This window comes from Silvanigrella paludirubra (assembly GCF_009208775.1).
GTDB lineage: Bacteria > Bdellovibrionota_B > Oligoflexia > Silvanigrellales > Silvanigrellaceae > Silvanigrella > Silvanigrella paludirubra.
In genome coordinates, this window is record NZ_WFLM01000003.1 from 531,943 (window position 1) to 550,109 (window position 18,167).

Here is an 18,167-nt window from a genome sequence, read left to right on the forward strand (position 1 = left end):
AGAGATTGAATTTATGAGAGGTGGAAAAATGTATCTAAATAAAATTATTTTAAAACTTAAATTTAATGAAACCTTTATTTCATTATTAAGATTTCCAGTAACCCTTCTTTTTTCTTTTATAGCTACTTTTTTAAGTATTTACATGGATAGATTTTATCAAATTAATTCCGATAATTTTCATATTGTAAATGGAATTATGTCTTGTGCTTTAGGAATTCCTCTTTCATTATCCTTTTATTTGTTTTTTGAGAGATTAAAATTTAAAGGTAAAAAAATAATAGCAGGTATTTCATCATTATTCGTTATTTTAATATATTATTACAATTCAAGTTTTGATCATTCATTAAATAATATATATAAATATATCCAAATTTTTATCTTATTGCATTTGGTTTTGTCATTTAGTCCTTTCATTTTAAAAAAAGAATTAAATGGGTTTTGGCAATTTAATCGAATTCTTTTGCAAAGAATATCTTTGTCTATTTTTTATTCAGCAATTATTTTTATATTTATTATGATTGCAATTCAAACTTGTATTTATTTATTTGAGTTTAATGTTAAATCAATTTTATATTATAATATATTCTTTTTTTGTTTATTTATAATTCAAACTTGGTTTTTTGTTTTGGGTATCCCAAAGAATATAAATTCTTTAAATACAATAGAGCTTTATCCTTCATTCTTAAAATTTTTTACTCAAAACATTTTAGTACCTATTGTCTTATCCTACTTTATAATTCTTTATATTTATATGTTTAAAATATTATTGTTGTGGGATTTGCCTAAAGGACTTATAGGATGGTTGGTTTCCATTTTAGGGATATTAGGAATATTAACTAAATTATTGATCAATAAAGATTTTAATAAATCTTCTACAAAGTGGGTCGTTTTTTTTAGTAAATATTTTCATTTTTTAATGTTTCCTCTTTTAGGAATGTTATTTATTGGATTATATTTAAGAATTGCAGATTATGGAATCACAGAAAATCGTTATATCCTATTGGTATTGGCACTTTGGTTACTTTTAATTTCCTTATTCTATGTTATCTCAAAGTCAAAAAATCTTAAAATTATACCAATATCTTTATCTATTGTATTTTTAATTTCTCTCGTCGGTCCATGGAGCATTTATAGTCTATCTTTTAAAAGCCAATTCAATATTGCAAAATCTTTTTTAATTCAAAATAAAATTTTGGTTGATAATCAAATTCAAAAATCACCAATTTCTCTTACTTTAGTGCAGCGTCAATTAATTAGTAATAAAATTTATTATTTAATTGAAAATCATGGACTAGATTCAGTTAAAGAGATATTTGGTGAAAAAGCAATAAATGCTATTAAAGTAAATAAATATAAATACCCTGATTCTAATTTTTTTGCTAAAATACTTTTGGATGGAATTGGAATAAATTATATGGATCAATGGGATAAGGAGCAATTAAGTGATGAGCTTTTCTTTCATTTAAATTTAAGAAGTTTTCCTTTAGATATTCAAAATTATGATACATTATTAAAGTTTAATTTTTATGAAAATGAAAATAAAATTACTATTGAAAATTTTAAGCTTGAAATGCATCAAGAAAAATCTGAATTGTCTATTTATAAAGATCAAAAGCTAATCATTACTATTCCATTAGAATCTTTTTTGAATAATTTAAATTCCGTTAGAGTAAAAGATGATGCAAAGGAAAATCAATTTTATAATATTAAGGATATGACTTTGCATTTTGAATCTAAAAATATAGAAGTAAAATTAATATTTGAGCATTTAAGTATCATTAAAATGAATGGTATTTTTAAACTTTCGGTATATTCAGAAGGTACGATTTTAATCAAAGAAAAAATAAAATAATTATTTATTTTTTAATTTTTCCTATGGTTTTTTTTAATGAATTTTTTTGAATTTTGCTAGGGATATATTTCCTATGTCAAAAATATGACATTGTGTTTGACAGTAGGAAATATTTACCCAAAAAAGGATGTGACGTCACATCAAATTGAATTACCCCTGTCCAAGCTTTAAAACCTTTTTAAACTCATCATATGTAGGTACTTTTTCAAAAGTATCCCTGTTTTTAAAGTCAATTCCTTTTAAATAATGTTGCAATAGGTCACCAGCAAGCCACATTCCAAAAATAGGAGGAATATAACTAATGGTTCCAAGCATGACTCTTTTATGCTGGCATGCACCAAATTCTTTTTCTATTGTTGGACAAATACAATTCCATTCAGTACCTGGAACAGCTTGTTCAGGATCTATCGCTTCTTCTGTTGAATAAACAACTCGAACGCCATTTGTAACTCCAACTTCACGAAGTTTTAAGCGAATTTGTTTTGCAAATTTATCATTTTTTGTTTCTGAAATATCGGCGCATTTAATTTGTGATGGATCTAGTCTGCTTGCTGAACCCATGGAACTCCAAATAGGAATATCTTTCTTTTTGCATCTTGCGATTAAATCAACTTTTGGAATTAATGTATCTATGCAATCAATAACAGCATCTACGGGTTGCCCTGCCAAACGTTCAGCCTCTTCAAAAATGAAATCGTTTTTATCGGGATGATGATGTTCATCAATTCCAAAGTAACTTGCCAATGGGTTTATTTTTTGAAGTCTCTCGACTAAAAGATCGACTTTCTTTTTACCTACTGTATCTGTAAAGGCATGGATCTGGCGATTTACATTGGTAACACAAACGTCATCATGATCGACTACAGTGACTTTGCCTACAGCAGCTCTTGCTATGGCTTCGGCAGCAAAACCACCTACTCCTCCAGCTCCTACGATGAGTACATGTAAATTTCTAAATCTTCCAAGGCCTTCTCTTCCTATAAGAAGCTCTAACCTGCTGAAGCGATGATTACGGAATGCCATTTTAAATCCTTATATATTCTTTAAGTGAAAGGGGATCCCCCTGAATCTTTTCTTAGTTACTTTTAAAAAATCTTTCCACAAAAATTTAAAAGGATTTAAAAAAAGAAAATATATAAATTTAATAAAGTTATAATTGATTTGTTATTCTATTAAATTTTGAGGAGCTTTTTGTATGGTGAGGCGTTTCCAACCTTTTATGGATCTTACTATGACAATTGCAGAAGCAAGTAAAAATAATGGAATTGAAAAAATCCACCCTATAAAAGGAATGAAACCAAAAACCCATGCTAAAAAATAAAAAATAGAGGCAAACCAAAAGGTTTGAATTTGCCAACGGTAGTGATGGTCAAGCCAGCTTTCTTTAACCTGTGTTCTAAATAGGTATGTGATTATCAAAGGAATTAAAGAAAAAAGACCGCCTGTAAAAACAGAAATAAGTTGAAGCACGTATACTACCATTGATACATTTTCGGTCATGCTTTTTGCAGGCAAATTATTTTGAGATGAATTTTTATAATAATCATTATGTTGCATAATCGTCCTCTATCAGGGCTGAAGTCGCGCCCAAGTGCTTTGAATGATATCGTGAATCTTGAGGTTTTGAAAGCATTTCAGACATTTTAGACATTTCTTCGGATAAGTTTTTAAAGGCTCCCAAAAGACTCCATTTATCGGATTGCTCTAAATCATTTAAATTTAGAGATTCTAATTGTATTTTTATTTTTTCTAAATTTTCTGTGATATGTCGTATATGAACTTTTTGAGTACTAGTATGCGTTAGGTTTGGTTCTTTCCCTAATGTCTTAGATACGATGTTTCTTAATGACTTCACACTTACACTTGTGGGAAGGTTTTCTAAAATTTTGTTACGTTGGTCACTAGGCACGGGTAACAAAGCTTTAAAATGCTCAAAGCCAAAATCGGTTCTTTGTTTAGAAGAAATATCAAATTCTTCCGCAACTCGAATATATTGGTTTGCTGTCGTATAATTCATATTTAAATTTTCATCACAAAAAGCTTTCCAGCCAACTTTATTGCCTTCATAAAAGCGCTCTTTTATTTCTCCAATTAATTTGCCTTTAAGAAAAAAAGCTTCTGTTTGTGCATTATCAATTCTATTTAAAAATGAAATATATTCATTTTTATCCCATTTATTTCTTTCTAGACGGAGGCGCTCAAAATTGTATTGTATTTTAGTCACTGTGTAGGCTAGATCTTTTTTTTCTACAATGGGACTTGATGGCGTGTTAACGCTATCTAAAATGAGCATTTCATTTTCATTTTTTGTTACTTCAATTTCTGCATTTTGTGATTGCAATTCTACCTTAGGTAATTCTTGCGGAGAAGTTTTAATTGAATGTAAATGAGATGAAATATTTTTTTCTTCATTTGCCGTATTTAAATTAGAATCTATTTTTTGGACTATTTCATTTTGTGATTCTGATGAATTTATTTTTTGTATTTGCTTATTTTCTTCTGGCTGAATTTCTGGTTCCGTTCTTGAAAATAAACCCCTAAGAGCTTTTTTAGGTTTTTGAATATCCATTAAACAATTTCCTCTCTATTTAAAATCAAAATGAAGTAATTTATTATTAAGCATTTATTTTTTCAGTTTGATGTGACGTCACATCAAATTATTCCACTTGCGCCTCAAATTTATTTTCAGAAGTAACAATAGGGATATCCATTTTATTATTTTGTAAGCATATTTCTTTACTTAAAGATAAGTAATCTTCTGCACCTGTGCAGGAAGGATCATAATTTAAAACAGATTTTCTTGCCTTCACCGCTTCAGCAAGTTTTACATTTTGACGAATACACGTTTTAAATACAGAATTTTTTAATAAATCTATGTTCATTACTTTATCAACAATTTCTCTAGATAGCTTTGTTCGTGAATCAAACATAGTAACAACAAGGCCTGAAATTTTTAACTTTGGATTTAATTCTTCTTTTATCAAGCTTATTGTTTCTAATAATAAATTTAATCCATCAAATGCAAAAGGATGCGCTTGTAAAGCGATTTGAACTTCATTAGCCGCATTCAATGCATTTACACTAAGTAAACCAAGGCTTGGAGGAGTATCTAAAATAATAAAATCGTAAAGAGGGTGAAGGGGGAGTAAAGCTTTTTTTAAGCGGTTTTCACGACCAATTTCGCCCGCCATTCTGCTTTCAAACTCTGATAGTTCAATTGAAGCTGGTGCAATATGTAAATTTTCATATTGAGTTTCTAAAATAACATCTTCAAGATTTGTTTTTTTAGGTTCTACTAATAATTCAAAGACGCTTTTATCAATATCATTTATATCAATACCAAGACCTGTGGTTGCATTACATTGAGAGTCTAAATCAACAACAAGCACTCTTTGACCTAATTTGGCAAGGCCAGCTGCGATATTTATTACTGTTGTTGTCTTGCCGCATCCCCCTTTTTGATTGCAAACAGAAATTATTCTTACCGAATTGGGACGCTCATACATTTTTGTCATTGCTTTTGGTATATTTGATTTTGTAGCACCAATTCTTTTTACTTTTTTTTCTGTCATTTTTTCTCCTAAAAGCAAGGTAAAATAAGATCTAGAGTTTATTGTTAATGGAAACGATTCTACATTATGCTTATCCTGTTATTGGTTTTGCTTCTTTTTAAAAAAGAAAACCTTTTTTATTATACCTTGCAAATAAACAGAATTGTCTTTCTGTGCTTGCTAAGTAACTAAGCAAAAAAGCGTCAAAATATTGACAGCACAAGTTTAGACTATTATTAAGGAACTATCATGTTTTATCCCAAACTTTTTTCTATTTTAGGCTTTTTTGGAGTCGCATTAGGGGCATTCGGTGCTCATGGATTGAAAGATAAAGTAACAATTGAAATGCTTGAAATTTGGAAGACAGCTACCCTTTATTTAATGATGCATGTAATTATTGGTATTTTATCCTCTTTTTTTACAATTAAAAAAAGATCACAATTTTGTTTTGCTTTTGGCGCTTTTGTATTTTCTTGTTCACTCTACTTACTCGTAATCTTAAATATGCCGATTTTAGGATCTATCACTCCAATTGGAGGAGTTTCTTTATTACTTGGTTGGATATTTCTTTTTTTAGATTTCAAAAAAAAATCTAATGTTTAATAAAGAAACTAAGAATGAAATTTAAAGAGGTACCATGATCTTCCGTAAAAATGATAAAGAATCTGGCTCAAAAAATAAGAATTATTCTCATAAGTTCGTAAAGAATTTATCCTTTCTTTTAACTAAATTATTTTATTTTAAAATGAAATCTGGTCCGCATGTCCAAGAAAAAACACACCACTGGTTTAGTGTTTTATGTCTTACAGGGGTAGATTATTTTTCCACACTTGCTTATCAACCCGGCATTGCTTTAATGGCGGTTGGTGCTTTAGCCCCCTTTTCTTCTTTACTCTTAGTACTAGTTACTTTATTTGGTGCCGTGCCCACTTATCGTGAGGTTGCTAAAAGATCATTTACGGGGCAAGGCTCCATAGCAATGCTTGAAAATTTGTTAAGCGGCTGGAGTGGTAAGTTTTGTGTTCTTGGTTTGATATCTTTTGCTGTTACTGATTTTTTTATCACTATTACTTTATCTGCATCCGATGCCGCAGCTCACATGGTTGAAAATCCCTATATTAGTACTTATGTGGGGCACTCAAATTTAGCAATATCTATAGTAATGGTTCTAGCTTTGGGAGCTGTATTTTATGTAGGTTTTAGAGAAGCCATTTTAGTCGCCATTTTATGCACAATTCCATTCTTGTTACTTACATTAATTGTAATCATAAAGGCTTCTCTAGTCATAATGAATGAGCCTATTTTAATTTATCAATGGATTTCAGATCCTATTTTTAAAGTAGACTGGTTTGGACTCTTTATCATTTCAGCACTAGCTTTTCCAAAGCTGGCCTTAGGGTTGAGTGGATTTGAGACTGGCGTTTCCGTAATGCCACTTATTAAAAATGGGAAATCTGACTTACAAGAAAGTCATAATAAGACAAATATTCCCGTGGAGAGAATTAAAGGAACAAAAAATCTACTTTTATTTTCTGCTTTAATTATGTCTGCCTACTTAATCACCTCAAGTATTGTTACGTCTATATTATTAAAGCAATCACAAGTTGCTGATGGGGGAGAAGCCTCAGGAAGAGCGCTTTCCTTTTTAGCCCATAAATATATTGGGAATGGATATGGAACTGTATATGATTTTTGTACAATCATTATTTTAGGTTTTGCAGGGTCTTCTGCTTTAGCTGGTCTATTAAATATTATTCCACGTTATTTACCACGTTTTGGTATGGCTCCTCAATGGGCTTCTTTCAGAAGACCTTTGGTAGTTATCATTACCCTAATTAGTACAATTATTTTGGTGGTATTTAATGCAAATGTAAATGCACAAGCGGGAGCTTATGCTACAGGTGTTTTGGCTCTCATTTTATCTGCGGCAATTGCTGTAACCTTGTCTATTAAAAAAGAACTTAAAGTCAAATCTTCAAAAAAATTAAGATTCAAAATTATTTATTTCTTTTTAGTATCTATAGTGTTTACTTATACTTTAATTGATAATGTAAAAATCCGACCAGACGGATTAGTAATAGCTTTTATCTTTTTCATTGCCATATTATTAGCGAGTGCAATAAGCCGTTGGCGTCGTGCTTTTGAATTGAGAGTGGAGTCTCATAATATTATTGGTGTAGAGTCTGAAAAACTTTGGGAAGAAATCAAAAATAAAAAAGTAAATTTAGTTCCAATTTCATTTGGTGATAAAAAATGGTTTAAACACAAAGAAGATAAAATAAAGGAACATTACAAATGTGAAGCCCCTTTGGCGTTTTTAACCATTTCCCTTCGAGATGATCGCAGTGAATTTGAGACTCCTTTAGTTATCAAAGTATTAAGAATGTATAATGATGCAAATAATTATTTAATCGAAGTTTCTGGAGCTGTAGCTATTCCAAATACCGTTGCTTATATCAGTGAGCAGATAGATCCTATTGCAATATATTTAGGTCTTGCACGTAAAAACGCAATGGAGCAGGCTATTTTTTATGTTTTATTTGGTGAGGGAGAAATAGGAATTTTAACATATAAAGTACTTGTTCAGTATTGGGAATCTACTGAAGAAGACGATGTTCGTCCTGTCATCTTTTTAATGTCAGAGTAATGTAAAATTAATATAAATTAAAAATACTTTAATTAAATAAACATCTCCTCTTTTTAAAGAGGAGGTGTTTTTATAAATATATTTAAAAAAATATTTTAACTGAGTCTGTTTCTTAAAATTCGTTACTTTTGTTGTAAATATAGAATTAGAAAAATTTCTAATTCTATATTTTTATTTGGCATAGATTTTGCTTTTACTTCAATATCGCGATTATTTTAATTGATACCAAAATTTTATATCACCAGGAATTAAATTTTTAAATTCATTAGATCTATGAGGATTTTTTATTCATGACTAATTTAAAAATTGAATCTAGGTTCAATGACTTTAAAGCAAAAAGACTCGAAAAAAAGAAGCAAAAAAAAATTTATAAAAATAAGATTTCAAAAGCAGAAATTATAAAAGAAGTTATATTAGATCCTAGTGAACTTTATTATTATTATTCATCTTTTAAAGAATTATGTGTAGCATATTACTCTTCTATAGTTTTTTTGAATGAGAATGATGTTCGTTATTTAGAAAAAATTTATACAAATCGAAATCAAAGAGACAATTTAATAGCAATTGCTTTTAATATGAAAACTGCTGATATACATGAAAAACTAATATCTAGTTTTGAAACTAACATTAAAGGCAATACAGATAACCATGGTTTTTTAGTAATTTGCGAGAATTCTTCTGCACCTATTTTTTCTCTTTCTTCTTATGAAAATTTTCTTAATAAATTAAGTAAATTTATTAATGAAAATGAATTAGAAAATTTCACTCAATTTTATATTAAGTTTCATGAAAAATTTAAGAAAATAGCGGAAAGCCGAAACATGGATGATAAATTTCGCTATCATAAATGTTTCACAAAGGCTGAGCTATTTAACATGTTAGCTGTAACTTTATTAGAGTTTTCTTCTGTTGCTCTAACAATTGCTTTTCCTCCTTATGCTGCTGTTACAGGAACAATTACAGCTTTTGCTATTATTTCTGCAATAAATGGAGGGAGAAGAGTATTAACTCCTTTTGCATCTAGAGCTTATTTTATAGTTAGAAAAGATGTTTATTATGGAAAGAGTTTTCAAAGTCCTACAGAATTATATGAACCTTTAAATTCAAATAATGGATTAAGTCAAAATTCAAATGGTTTTCTTATTAATTCATTTTCTAAAAATAAATATGAAATTGAATTAAATAATCTAAATAAAATGAATAAAGTATTAAGCGAAATATCTAATGTGGCAACTCGTAATGGATTAGTTAATTTTAACTTATCGTCATTATTTCATTATTATATTAATTTAGTAGAAAAATTTGATCATGATTTATCTCAAACTGACTTTAAAAAATCTATATTTCATAAAGGAGAACCTTATGAAAAAGAATTTCAGGAATTAGAGAATATATATTATAAAACAATGAATTACTCAAGATACATGAAAGCTTTAAAAACTCCTTTATATGCTCAGTTGGGCTCAATAAGATTAAGTTTACTAAAATCAATTCAGGTTCTATTTTCACCTGAATCTACATTTTCTGTGTTTTGTAATAATCATATAGTAAATTCGTCAAAATCAAATAAAGAATACTATAGAACCACTATAGAAAATAAAATCAAGAAAAAATACAAGTCAATTAATGGATTTGATAGATCAGTTTATACGGATCTTATTTTTTCAACAATTGTTTCTGGAAAATTGAGTCCAGATAAATCAAAAGAGTTTTTACAGGGATTGGATAACTTAGTAAATAAAAAAGACTACGGCCAAGAAATGAAAAACTGGTTTAAAGATTTATCACATCCAACTTCATTAGGAAGAAAAGGCGTAGGTATTTTAGGAAATTTAGGTTGGATTTTTTATGGTACTTCCGAAACAGCTTCCAATCCTTTAAAACAATTTAATAGTGATTCTAAATATTATTTTCAAATTGGTGGTGCCATTTTATACAATTTAGTACTTGGTATTACTTATGTAGCAAATGATAGAAAACCTTCTAAAAAACTAGAATTTGTTACAGATATTATGAAATATACTATGTCTACTATTTATATGGGAGAATGTATAATTGGTCTAGTTAATTATATAGGAGTTTGGAGTGGAAAGTTAGTAAACACAACGCTTTCTAATTTTGCTGCTTCGCCATTTGGATTGATCGCAGATGTAGGTATTTCTTATGCCTCTCATAAAATTGACCAACATGAAAAAAAAATGTGGAATAAAATTGTTGAAGATTATGTTGAATATAGAGAAACAGAAATGGAATTGAGAAATAAACCAGAATCTGAAACAAATTTATTCAATGGTATATCCCCTAATGCACCAAGAAAATATTGGAGACCTGCATTTGATTTTTTTAAAAAACAAGATAAAAATGCAGTTAATTATATGAAAAATATTTCTAAAATTTATAGTGATAAACTTGGGAATATAAGTCAATTAGCAATTGAGGTAAATAAAGATATTATAAGCTTGGTAAAGAAAGTAGAAAAATTTAATGAACAAAAAACGAATTATGTATTTAAAACAAGTTTTAAAGAAAAATACTTTAAAAAAGTTGATTATTCAGAAGATAAAATAATAGAAGATTATACAAAATTATTTACAAAAATTATTGCATTATCTGGAGAAATTGAATCCTATGATTATTATTTAAACAATTTTGTAGATGGTTTTTTAACTGAAGTTGATTATTCTTTACAACTTTATATGTCTCTATTGATAGATAATATTAAAGATCCAAAACTTCATGAACTTTCAAAGTTTGGAGAAATTGAAAAAATTGCGAATGTGGTTTTCGAACGAAAATTTTATGAGGTAACAGAACTTTAAATTAATTATTCTCAAAAATATAAACTATTTTTAAGTTTATATTAGAGAAATTTTTAGTTGCTAATTCAATTTCTTGTTCAATCCATTTTTGTGGTACATTTTCAATAATTGGAATTGCTAAAGTCATGATTTGCTTAGAATTGCAATGATCTATTAGAGATAAAATGGTTTTTCTCATAGTATCCTGTTTTAATCTTTCTTGCCAATTATTTCTTATTGTCATGGCAATAATGTGATTTGTTCCAAACAAAGTATTAATAGGATAATAATATGATTGATAAGGTTCGAAATGTTTTCTTAAACATGAACGAGCATATTCTCTATAATAGTCAGGCCATATTTTTTTAATTTTTTTTGTTAACAAATCATGACTTAATCCAATACTGTTTATTGGATGCGCTAAAGCTTCAGGATAAAGATCAAAAATATTATCAACAAATTGAAATATCATATGATTCCTTTTTAACTTTTGATCCTTACTGATATATAATTAATAATTAAAGATAGCAAGGAGGCGGCGCTTCCAAGCCAAAGTCCGTAACCAATTCTTATTTGATTTGTTGCAAGTGAAACAACTCCAAACATTTCTACAGGTAGGTTTTTAGCTATCATGGTTTGGTAACCTATTTTTGCCAATTCATAAAAATAAATTGCGCATACAAAAAGTGAAAGAAAAAGCATTGTGTATAAAAAAAACTTTCGAATTTTATTCGTTTTAAATAAAATATAAGAAATGGCAATTAATAGAAACGAAAATAAAAATATAAAATATGCTGGTTTCCCTCCTATATCCATTCCTGTTTTGGAGCCTACACCGTAGGACATCCAGGGTAGTAACGGGCATGTAAGCGTAATTAATGAAAAAAGATTAATAAGATAAAACTTTAATTTGCTCGATTGATTCATTCCTGCAAGCCCCTTTTTGAAAATACCTAAAACGGTACCTTAGTCACGGAAAGTATAGCTTTTTTTTTATATTAAAAAAAGTATAAAAATTATAAACTAGTTTGTTTTATTGAATTTATTTCTTTATTTCTTTTATTTTTTTATGAATTAATTTAGTATATCATGATTTATATGGGTTTTATTTGCTATTTTTTACCCAAAAATTATAATTTAATTTAGTGAGTTCATTGTATTATGTACTATCTTTTTTTTATGACGGTATTTTTATTGGCCTTCTCTCCAGGACCAAACGTAGTACTTATGATTAATAATGGTTTAAGATATCAATTAAAAGATGCTATTTTTGCAATTTTTGGTATTTTATCTGGGTTAATCATATTTGCCATTATTAGTTCATTCACAGTTCAAGGTGTCTTTAAATTTTCAGCTAGTTTTTATACATACTTAAAGGTTATTGGAGCCTTTTATCTTATTTATTTAGGAATTAAAAATATTTTTAGTAAAGATAAATATAAATTTGAAAATCTGCAATCCATTATAAGACCAAATAAATTTAAATTATATTATGAATCTTTAATTTGTTGCTTAACGAATCCAAAAGTTTTATTTTTATATATAGCTTTATTACCTAATTATATTATAAATGAAAAAAATATTTTAATGCAAATTTTTACTTTATCTTTTATTCAAATTTCAGTAGTAGTTTTTTCAATGTTTACTTATTTGATGATAGCAAATAGGGCTTCAAAGTTTTTATTAACTAAAATACATTATATCCGCTATATATCAGGAAGTGTAATGATATTATTAGCGTTATCTCTTTTGGCAACAATTTAGTACAATTTAATTTATATATTTTAGTCAAATGGAACTTTAGCTTTTTCATGAACTCGTTCTAGTACCAGAGTTAATTTTAAAATAAGATTATCAAAGTTATTCTTCGTATGACACCAATCAGATTGATTACAGTGTAATACAGAAAATCTATTATTAATTCTTTGATTTAAAATGTAAGAATAATTTTCAGGACGAATGAAATTATCAGTAGATCTTAATGAGAATAAATAATTTTCAGATTCTTTTTGAAAGAGAGTTTTTTCCTCAAGAATATAGTGTCCAGCTCCATCGTTTTTCAAGTAATTTTTATTAGAATAACTTGTATTTAAGAATTTTATATAAAATTGATCATCTGCATAAATAAAAGTTCCACAGCTGTCTAAATTTTTAGGTTCTATTGTAAAAATAGCATTTGCAATATGGGATTGATAAAAAGATTCTTTTAGGTAATTGCTATTATTAAATAGTGAATTTGTAGCAATGATAATTCCTGATCTATTTTCATTTGATTCTAATCGATTTGTTGTAAAAATAAATTTATCACAATATTTTATAGGGTATCCTAAAATATTTAAAACTTGTTTATATGGATTATAAGTTGTATTTTCTTCAGCTATTACTCTAAAAGATACAAATAAAATAATAATGATATAAATAAATTTCATAATTAATTCCTTTATATAGATTTTTTAATTTGGATGTAAACTTAAATCAAGTTTAAACAATGTATTTTGTAAAGTCAATCGTTTTTATTTGTATTCAATTTAATTATCATTAATTTTATTTTAAAAAATATCAGACTAATTCATATAAATATTATGTCTAATATGATTAAATATATTTTAAATTAGTTTCTTGCCAATGTCATGTAGAAGCCTATATGGCTTATCTTAGTTTATCCTTAATATTAATCTATGAATTAAAAAAAATAAATAATTTAATTGGGAATCATAAAATTATAAATACTAATTAAGTAAAATATTTGAAATTGTTTTAAAAAATATAATTAATTATGATAAATAATTATATTTTTTTATTTTTAATTTTGTAAAATTTATGAAATTTGACATTTGCTATGTCGATTTTTATTTGTATGATTACAATGATCTTAATCTTATTTTGACTAGAATCGAGAAAATAAGTTATATTAAATTTTTAAATAATATTTATATTATAAATCATGAAAGCAATAATTATGAGTAAAATGAAATTAATAAAAACATATATGTTATTTATGAGTTCTTCTTTTTCTTTATATTCTTATGCTAATTGCCCAAGTATTTCAGAAATTGTATCTAAAGAAGATGGTACACATATTGCACGCACTAAAAATGGAAATTGGACTCAGTTTATAAATTATCAAGCTTATAATAATAAAAATGACAATATAAAATCTCTTGGCTTTCATTATGTATTTGGTCTAAAACAAATTGATGAAACAAATTATTTTAGTCAGATGGTTTGTATTTATCGTTTATTAAAAGAAAATAATCAATATATTGTTCTTTTATCACCAAAAAATAACAAGTATGAAATATCCTTCCCAATAGAATTTAAAAATTCAAATGAATGGAGAAAAATTCAACCTTCAAGAGCTGTATGTGTACCGAATCCTTTACTAGACCAAAATATCAATATAATGAATCAGTGTGAATTTAAAGAAATTGAATAACCATATTGAGAATATGAAATTAGAATTATTAATTCATTAATCTATATTTAATTTTCGAATTGTTTGATCTATGCCTAGATCGTTTTTATAAAGAGATGTTTCTTTTTTAGTTGTGCAATTTTCCATATTTAAATCACATTGCTGTTTTTTAATATTAAATTCCCCTTCATAAAAAGCTCCACTCTGATTACGAAATAAAAACCAATCATCCCATATGCTGTTAGCCTGGTGAATATATAAATATTCAACGCCAAATTGTTCTATACATTTAGTCGAAATTTCTTTTAATTTTTTTTCATCATTAACAATAAAATAAAGTTGAGTAAATATTTTGTATTGTGAGTTCGCAAAAAAAACCTGCTTATATTCAGCCCATCTTCCTGTTAATTTATATTTACTTATTAAATTTTCCTTAAGCCATTTCCACTTGTAACATCCATTTGAACAAATAATGTTAGAAGTTGATTCGTAATCCTGTATATCGTGATGAATATATTCCATTGCTTTTACTTGAAATGGTAAAAAATAGAGGCTTGAAATTAATATTATTAAAAGTAATTTTTTCATGATATATCTATTTTTTCTCATTTATCTTAATTAAGAGATTAATTATAGTTTTGTTCATTGTATTTTATATCAATACTTCAATTATTTTAGTAACATTTATTAAATATAAAATATAATGTTGGTTGGAATATTTCTTGCATATAATTATTCATGTTTGTTGTATTCATTGAATAAATTAATGACATATTTTTTTCTGGAAAATATATCCATTTAGAAATAAACCCTAATGTTCCTCCTGAATGTGTATAAAATCTTGATTGCAGTTTAGAATCATATTTAGCACCCAAGCCTAATCCATACCCATTCATATTTTCATTATTAACTCCGTTTATTAATGGTTTTCCATTTGTAGTATCAACTAAAGAAACAAGTTCTTCATATTGTTTTTTTGCAAGGAGTTTTGAATTACCATTTTTGTCTTGTTTTAATAAAGCGTGAAAATATTTATTTAAATCATTTACATTACTTGTAATTGAACCTGCTGAATTGCCCCAAGACATAGAATAATCTATAACTCCCACCCCATTTGTTAAATAAGGTGAAAATTGTGATTTTTCATCTCCAAAATAATAACCATCCATAAGATTTTTTACTTCATATTTTGGTACATTTGTTTTAGGGAAAGTCTCAATATAATAAGTATGATTTAATTTTAAAGGTCTAATAATTCTTTCATTTATTTCATGAGATACGGAATGATTTGTAACTTTTTCAATGATTTTTCCAAGTAAGACATAGTTTGTATTTGAGTATTTCCAATTACTCCCAGGATTAAACCAAAGTTCTTTATCTTTTAAATGATCTAATATTTCATCTGATGTTATCAATCGAAAAGGATTTTTTCCAACTTCTTTGTTTATTGTATCATCATCATTCGCAAAATCGATAATTCCACTTGTCATATTTAATAATTGTTTAATTTTTATTTTATTCCATTTTGGATATATATTTCCAAGAAAATCTTCGACTGTATTTTCAATACTTAATTTATTTTCAGCTTCTAACTGTAAAAATACAACGGAAAGAAAAGATTTTGAATTACTTCCAATTTGAAATAAACTTTGATTTGTCACTTGAAATCCAAATTTACTTTGTAATCCCGAATTAATAATGAATTTTTTTCCGTTTTGATATTTATCACACTGAAAAAGTAATGGAATTCCTGTAACAAATGTAGATGAAGAGTTTTTTGCTATGTATATATCTAAAGTATTTTTGATGTCATCTAAATTTGATATTTCATTAGAATTGTAACTATTATTGTTTTTTTCATTAAAGAAATCATAAAATTGATTTTGTATTTTATATTCGCTTGCATAAAAATTGTTTGTAAAAAATAATCCAAATAAACAAGATAAAACTTTGTATTTCATTTTTGTCCTTTCATTTAATAAAAATTTTATATGAAAAAAATAATTATTGTTATTAATATAGAAATATCTATTATTTTATTTATAAATATTAAACGTTAATCCCACCGCTCACTTCTATACGTTGACCATTGATCCAGCTTCCAGCATCTGAGCAAAGAAAAGCAACAACGCCTCCAATATCTTGGGTTTCACCCACTCTACCAAGAGGCGAGAAAGAACTAAGTAAACCTTTAATTTGTGGATTATTACGTATAATTGCATTATTAAAATCAGTTTCAACAGGTCCTGGAGCCACCACATTTGCTCGTATTCCTTTAACACCATATTCTTTTGCGATATATTTAGTTAAAACTTCAATCGCTCCTTTCATTGATGCGTAAACTGAATAACCTGGATTTGAAAATCTTGTTGTACCTGAAGATAAATTAATTACTCTGCCACCGGAATTCATGAAGTTTAGAATATGTTGAGTTAGAAAGTAGACACTTTTAAAGTGAACATTCATAAATTCATCAAAAATTTCTTCTGTTACTTTTTCCATTGGTACAGTTGCACCCATTCCTGCATTATTTACTAAGAAATCTATTTTTTCTTGGTTCCATTCGCTTTTAAGAAGATCTTTTAAAGATTCAATAAATGGATTGATAGATTTAAAATTGTTCATGTCTAGCTTCATTGTTCTGGCTTTAATTCCAAAAGATTCTGTTTCTTTAGCTACATGAAGTGCTTTTTCTTCTTGATCTCGATATGTAATGATTAAGTCTGTCTTTGCTTCCGCAAGACGTAGGGCTATCTCTCGACCGATTCCTCGGCTTGCTCCTGTAACAAGAGCAATTTTTTTAGTCATGATAATTGACTCCTAATTTAAAATAATTATTTTTTCACAATACAATAGAATGTTGTCATATTCAATAAGATACTTACTTCAAAGCATTTGAAGTTTAAATAAATTTACGAGTTTGCCATTTTAACTTAATGTGATCCAACTATTTTACTTATGTTGTATATCTCTATAAAATAAAATTAAATTTATCGTACATAATGGATTTTAATAAAATTGATGGAGAGCATTTAAAATGAATGTAAATAAACTTGCATTTCAAAAAAAATATGGACCTTGGGCTATAGTTACAGGAGCCTCAGATGGCATTGGTCGAGCAATGGCAATTGAAATTGCTAATTTGGGGCTGAATTTAATCATTGTGGCACGAAATCACGAACGTTTAGAAGCTTTGGGAAATGAAATACAAAAGGAATATAAAGTAACTGTTAAAGCAATAGCAATTGATCTTTCTATCATAAATTCCGTTAAAAACTTAAATTCGCAAATTGAAGAATATGAAATTGGATTGTTTGCTGCAATCGCTGGTTTTGGAACGTCAGGTTATTTTTTTAAAGCGAACATAAATGATGAATTAAATATGATAGATGTGAATTGCCGAAGTGTTGTAGAACAAACTTATTATTTTGCGAATAAGTTTATTTCTCAAAAGAGAGGTGGAATTATATTAATGGGTTCATTAGTAGGCTTTCAAGGTGTTCCATTTGCTTCTAATTATTCAGCAACTAAATCTTTTATTCAAAATTTTGCAGAAGGGATCTATTTTGAATTAAAGCCATTTGGTGTCGATGTTCTTTGTTCAGCCCCTGGTCCTGTTCTTTCGGGTTTTGGAGCCCGTGCTAAAATGAAAATGGGGAACTCTTCTTCTCCTGAAGAGGTTGCTAAAGAAACAATTTTAGCATTAGGTGAGAAGCTTACAGTTCGTCCTGGATTTTTATCTAAATTTTTAGGTTGGTCTTTAATTATTTTACCTAGATTACTTAGAATTTTAATAATGAGAATGATTATGAATAATATGATTCAATTAAACTCGAAGTAATGATTCTATTCTTTTTTTTAAAAATATCAAAGTTAAAAGTCTTAATAAATAATTTATATTAGT

17 protein-coding genes are annotated in these 18,167 nt (G+C 27.3%); 7 read left to right on the forward strand and 10 right to left on the reverse strand.

Going from position 1 to position 18,167, the window contains the following annotated elements:
• Window positions 1–28: 28 nt before the first annotated feature.
• On the forward strand, window positions 29–1,852 hold the full coding sequence (locus GCL60_RS09855; RefSeq protein WP_161998160.1) for a DUF4153 domain-containing protein: 1,824 nt from the start codon (window positions 29–31) through the stop codon (window positions 1,850–1,852).
• A gap of 150 nt (window positions 1,853–2,002) precedes the next feature.
• Here the strand turns inward: GCL60_RS09855 and GCL60_RS09860 are convergent, their stop codons facing one another.
• The 4 genes from GCL60_RS09860 to GCL60_RS09875 all read right to left on the reverse strand — a co-directional run bounded on the left by GCL60_RS09860 (window position 2,003) and on the right by GCL60_RS09875 (window position 5,424).
• On the reverse strand, window positions 2,003–2,875 hold the full coding sequence (locus GCL60_RS09860) for a tRNA threonylcarbamoyladenosine dehydratase (protein ID WP_153420487.1): 873 nt from the start codon (window positions 2,873–2,875) through the stop codon (window positions 2,003–2,005).
• 141 nt (window positions 2,876–3,016) lie between these two features.
• Window positions 3,017–3,409 carry a DUF4870 family protein gene (locus tag GCL60_RS09865; protein WP_153420488.1) on the reverse strand — a complete coding sequence of 131 codons (393 nt, stop codon included), beginning with the start codon at window positions 3,407–3,409 and terminating at the stop codon, window positions 3,017–3,019.
• A complete protein-coding gene (locus tag GCL60_RS09870; protein WP_153420489.1) occupies window positions 3,399–4,421 on the reverse strand; it encodes a hypothetical protein in 1,023 nt (340 codons plus the stop codon). Before GCL60_RS09870 ends, GCL60_RS09865 begins: the two co-directional genes overlap by 11 nt.
• A gap of 88 nt (window positions 4,422–4,509) precedes the next feature.
• The gene (locus tag GCL60_RS09875) at window positions 4,510–5,424 is read right to left on the reverse strand and encodes a ParA family protein (protein WP_153420490.1); all 915 of its coding nucleotides are present in this window, start codon (window positions 5,422–5,424) and stop codon (window positions 4,510–4,512) included.
• Window positions 5,425–5,652: 228 nt separating this feature from the next.
• Here GCL60_RS09875 and GCL60_RS09880 point away from each other — a divergent pair, with 228 nt between their 5' ends.
• The 3 genes from GCL60_RS09880 (at window position 5,653) to GCL60_RS09890 (ending at window position 10,869) form a co-directional block, all read left to right on the forward strand.
• Window positions 5,653–6,006, forward strand: a complete 354-nt coding sequence (locus GCL60_RS09880) for a DUF423 domain-containing protein (RefSeq protein ID WP_153420491.1) — start codon at window positions 5,653–5,655, stop codon at window positions 6,004–6,006.
• Window positions 6,007–6,040: 34 nt separating this feature from the next.
• Complete coding sequence (locus GCL60_RS09885; RefSeq protein ID WP_153420492.1) at window positions 6,041–8,050, forward strand: APC family permease; 2,010 nt, start codon at window positions 6,041–6,043, stop codon at window positions 8,048–8,050.
• A 290-nt stretch (window positions 8,051–8,340) separates the two neighbouring features.
• Complete coding sequence (locus GCL60_RS09890) at window positions 8,341–10,869, forward strand: hypothetical protein (protein WP_153420493.1); 2,529 nt, start codon at window positions 8,341–8,343, stop codon at window positions 10,867–10,869.
• A gap of 1 nt (window position 10,870) precedes the next feature.
• Here the strand turns inward: GCL60_RS09890 and GCL60_RS09895 are convergent, their stop codons facing one another.
• Window positions 10,871–11,320, reverse strand: coding sequence for a hypothetical protein (locus GCL60_RS09895; protein WP_153420494.1), 450 nt, complete (start codon window positions 11,318–11,320; stop codon window positions 10,871–10,873).
• Window positions 11,321–11,331: 11 nt separating this feature from the next.
• Complete coding sequence (locus GCL60_RS09900; RefSeq protein ID WP_153420495.1) at window positions 11,332–11,775, reverse strand: hypothetical protein; 444 nt, start codon at window positions 11,773–11,775, stop codon at window positions 11,332–11,334.
• Window positions 11,776–12,027: 252 nt separating this feature from the next.
• Here GCL60_RS09900 and GCL60_RS09905 point away from each other — a divergent pair, with 252 nt between their 5' ends.
• Window positions 12,028–12,612, forward strand: coding sequence for a LysE family translocator (locus GCL60_RS09905; RefSeq protein ID WP_272914824.1), 585 nt, complete (start codon window positions 12,028–12,030; stop codon window positions 12,610–12,612).
• Window positions 12,613–12,632: 20 nt separating this feature from the next.
• Here GCL60_RS09905 and GCL60_RS09910 read toward each other — a convergent pair whose 3' ends face one another.
• Window positions 12,633–13,277 carry a hypothetical protein gene (locus tag GCL60_RS09910; protein WP_153420497.1) on the reverse strand — a complete coding sequence of 215 codons (645 nt, stop codon included), beginning with the start codon at window positions 13,275–13,277 and terminating at the stop codon, window positions 12,633–12,635.
• A gap of 530 nt (window positions 13,278–13,807) precedes the next feature.
• On the opposite strand from GCL60_RS09910, the gene GCL60_RS09915 reads away from it, so the two are divergent.
• Window positions 13,808–14,284 carry a hypothetical protein gene (locus GCL60_RS09915; protein WP_153420498.1) on the forward strand — a complete coding sequence of 159 codons (477 nt, stop codon included), beginning with the start codon at window positions 13,808–13,810 and terminating at the stop codon, window positions 14,282–14,284.
• Between the two features lie 36 nt (window positions 14,285–14,320).
• Here GCL60_RS09915 and GCL60_RS09920 read toward each other — a convergent pair whose 3' ends face one another.
• The 3 genes from GCL60_RS09920 to GCL60_RS09930 form a co-directional block, all read right to left on the reverse strand.
• Entirely contained in the window at window positions 14,321–14,851 is a 531-nt protein-coding gene (locus GCL60_RS09920; protein WP_153420499.1) for a hypothetical protein, read from the reverse strand.
• A gap of 86 nt (window positions 14,852–14,937) precedes the next feature.
• Complete coding sequence (locus GCL60_RS09925) at window positions 14,938–16,224, reverse strand: serine hydrolase domain-containing protein (protein WP_153420500.1); 1,287 nt, start codon at window positions 16,222–16,224, stop codon at window positions 14,938–14,940.
• A gap of 88 nt (window positions 16,225–16,312) precedes the next feature.
• Window positions 16,313–17,071, reverse strand: a complete 759-nt coding sequence (locus GCL60_RS09930) for an SDR family NAD(P)-dependent oxidoreductase (RefSeq protein ID WP_153420501.1) — start codon at window positions 17,069–17,071, stop codon at window positions 16,313–16,315.
• 229 nt (window positions 17,072–17,300) lie between these two features.
• On the opposite strand from GCL60_RS09930, the gene GCL60_RS09935 reads away from it, so the two are divergent.
• Window positions 17,301–18,104, forward strand: coding sequence for an SDR family NAD(P)-dependent oxidoreductase (locus GCL60_RS09935; RefSeq protein ID WP_153420502.1), 804 nt, complete (start codon window positions 17,301–17,303; stop codon window positions 18,102–18,104).
• Window positions 18,105–18,167: the final 63 nt, after the last annotated feature.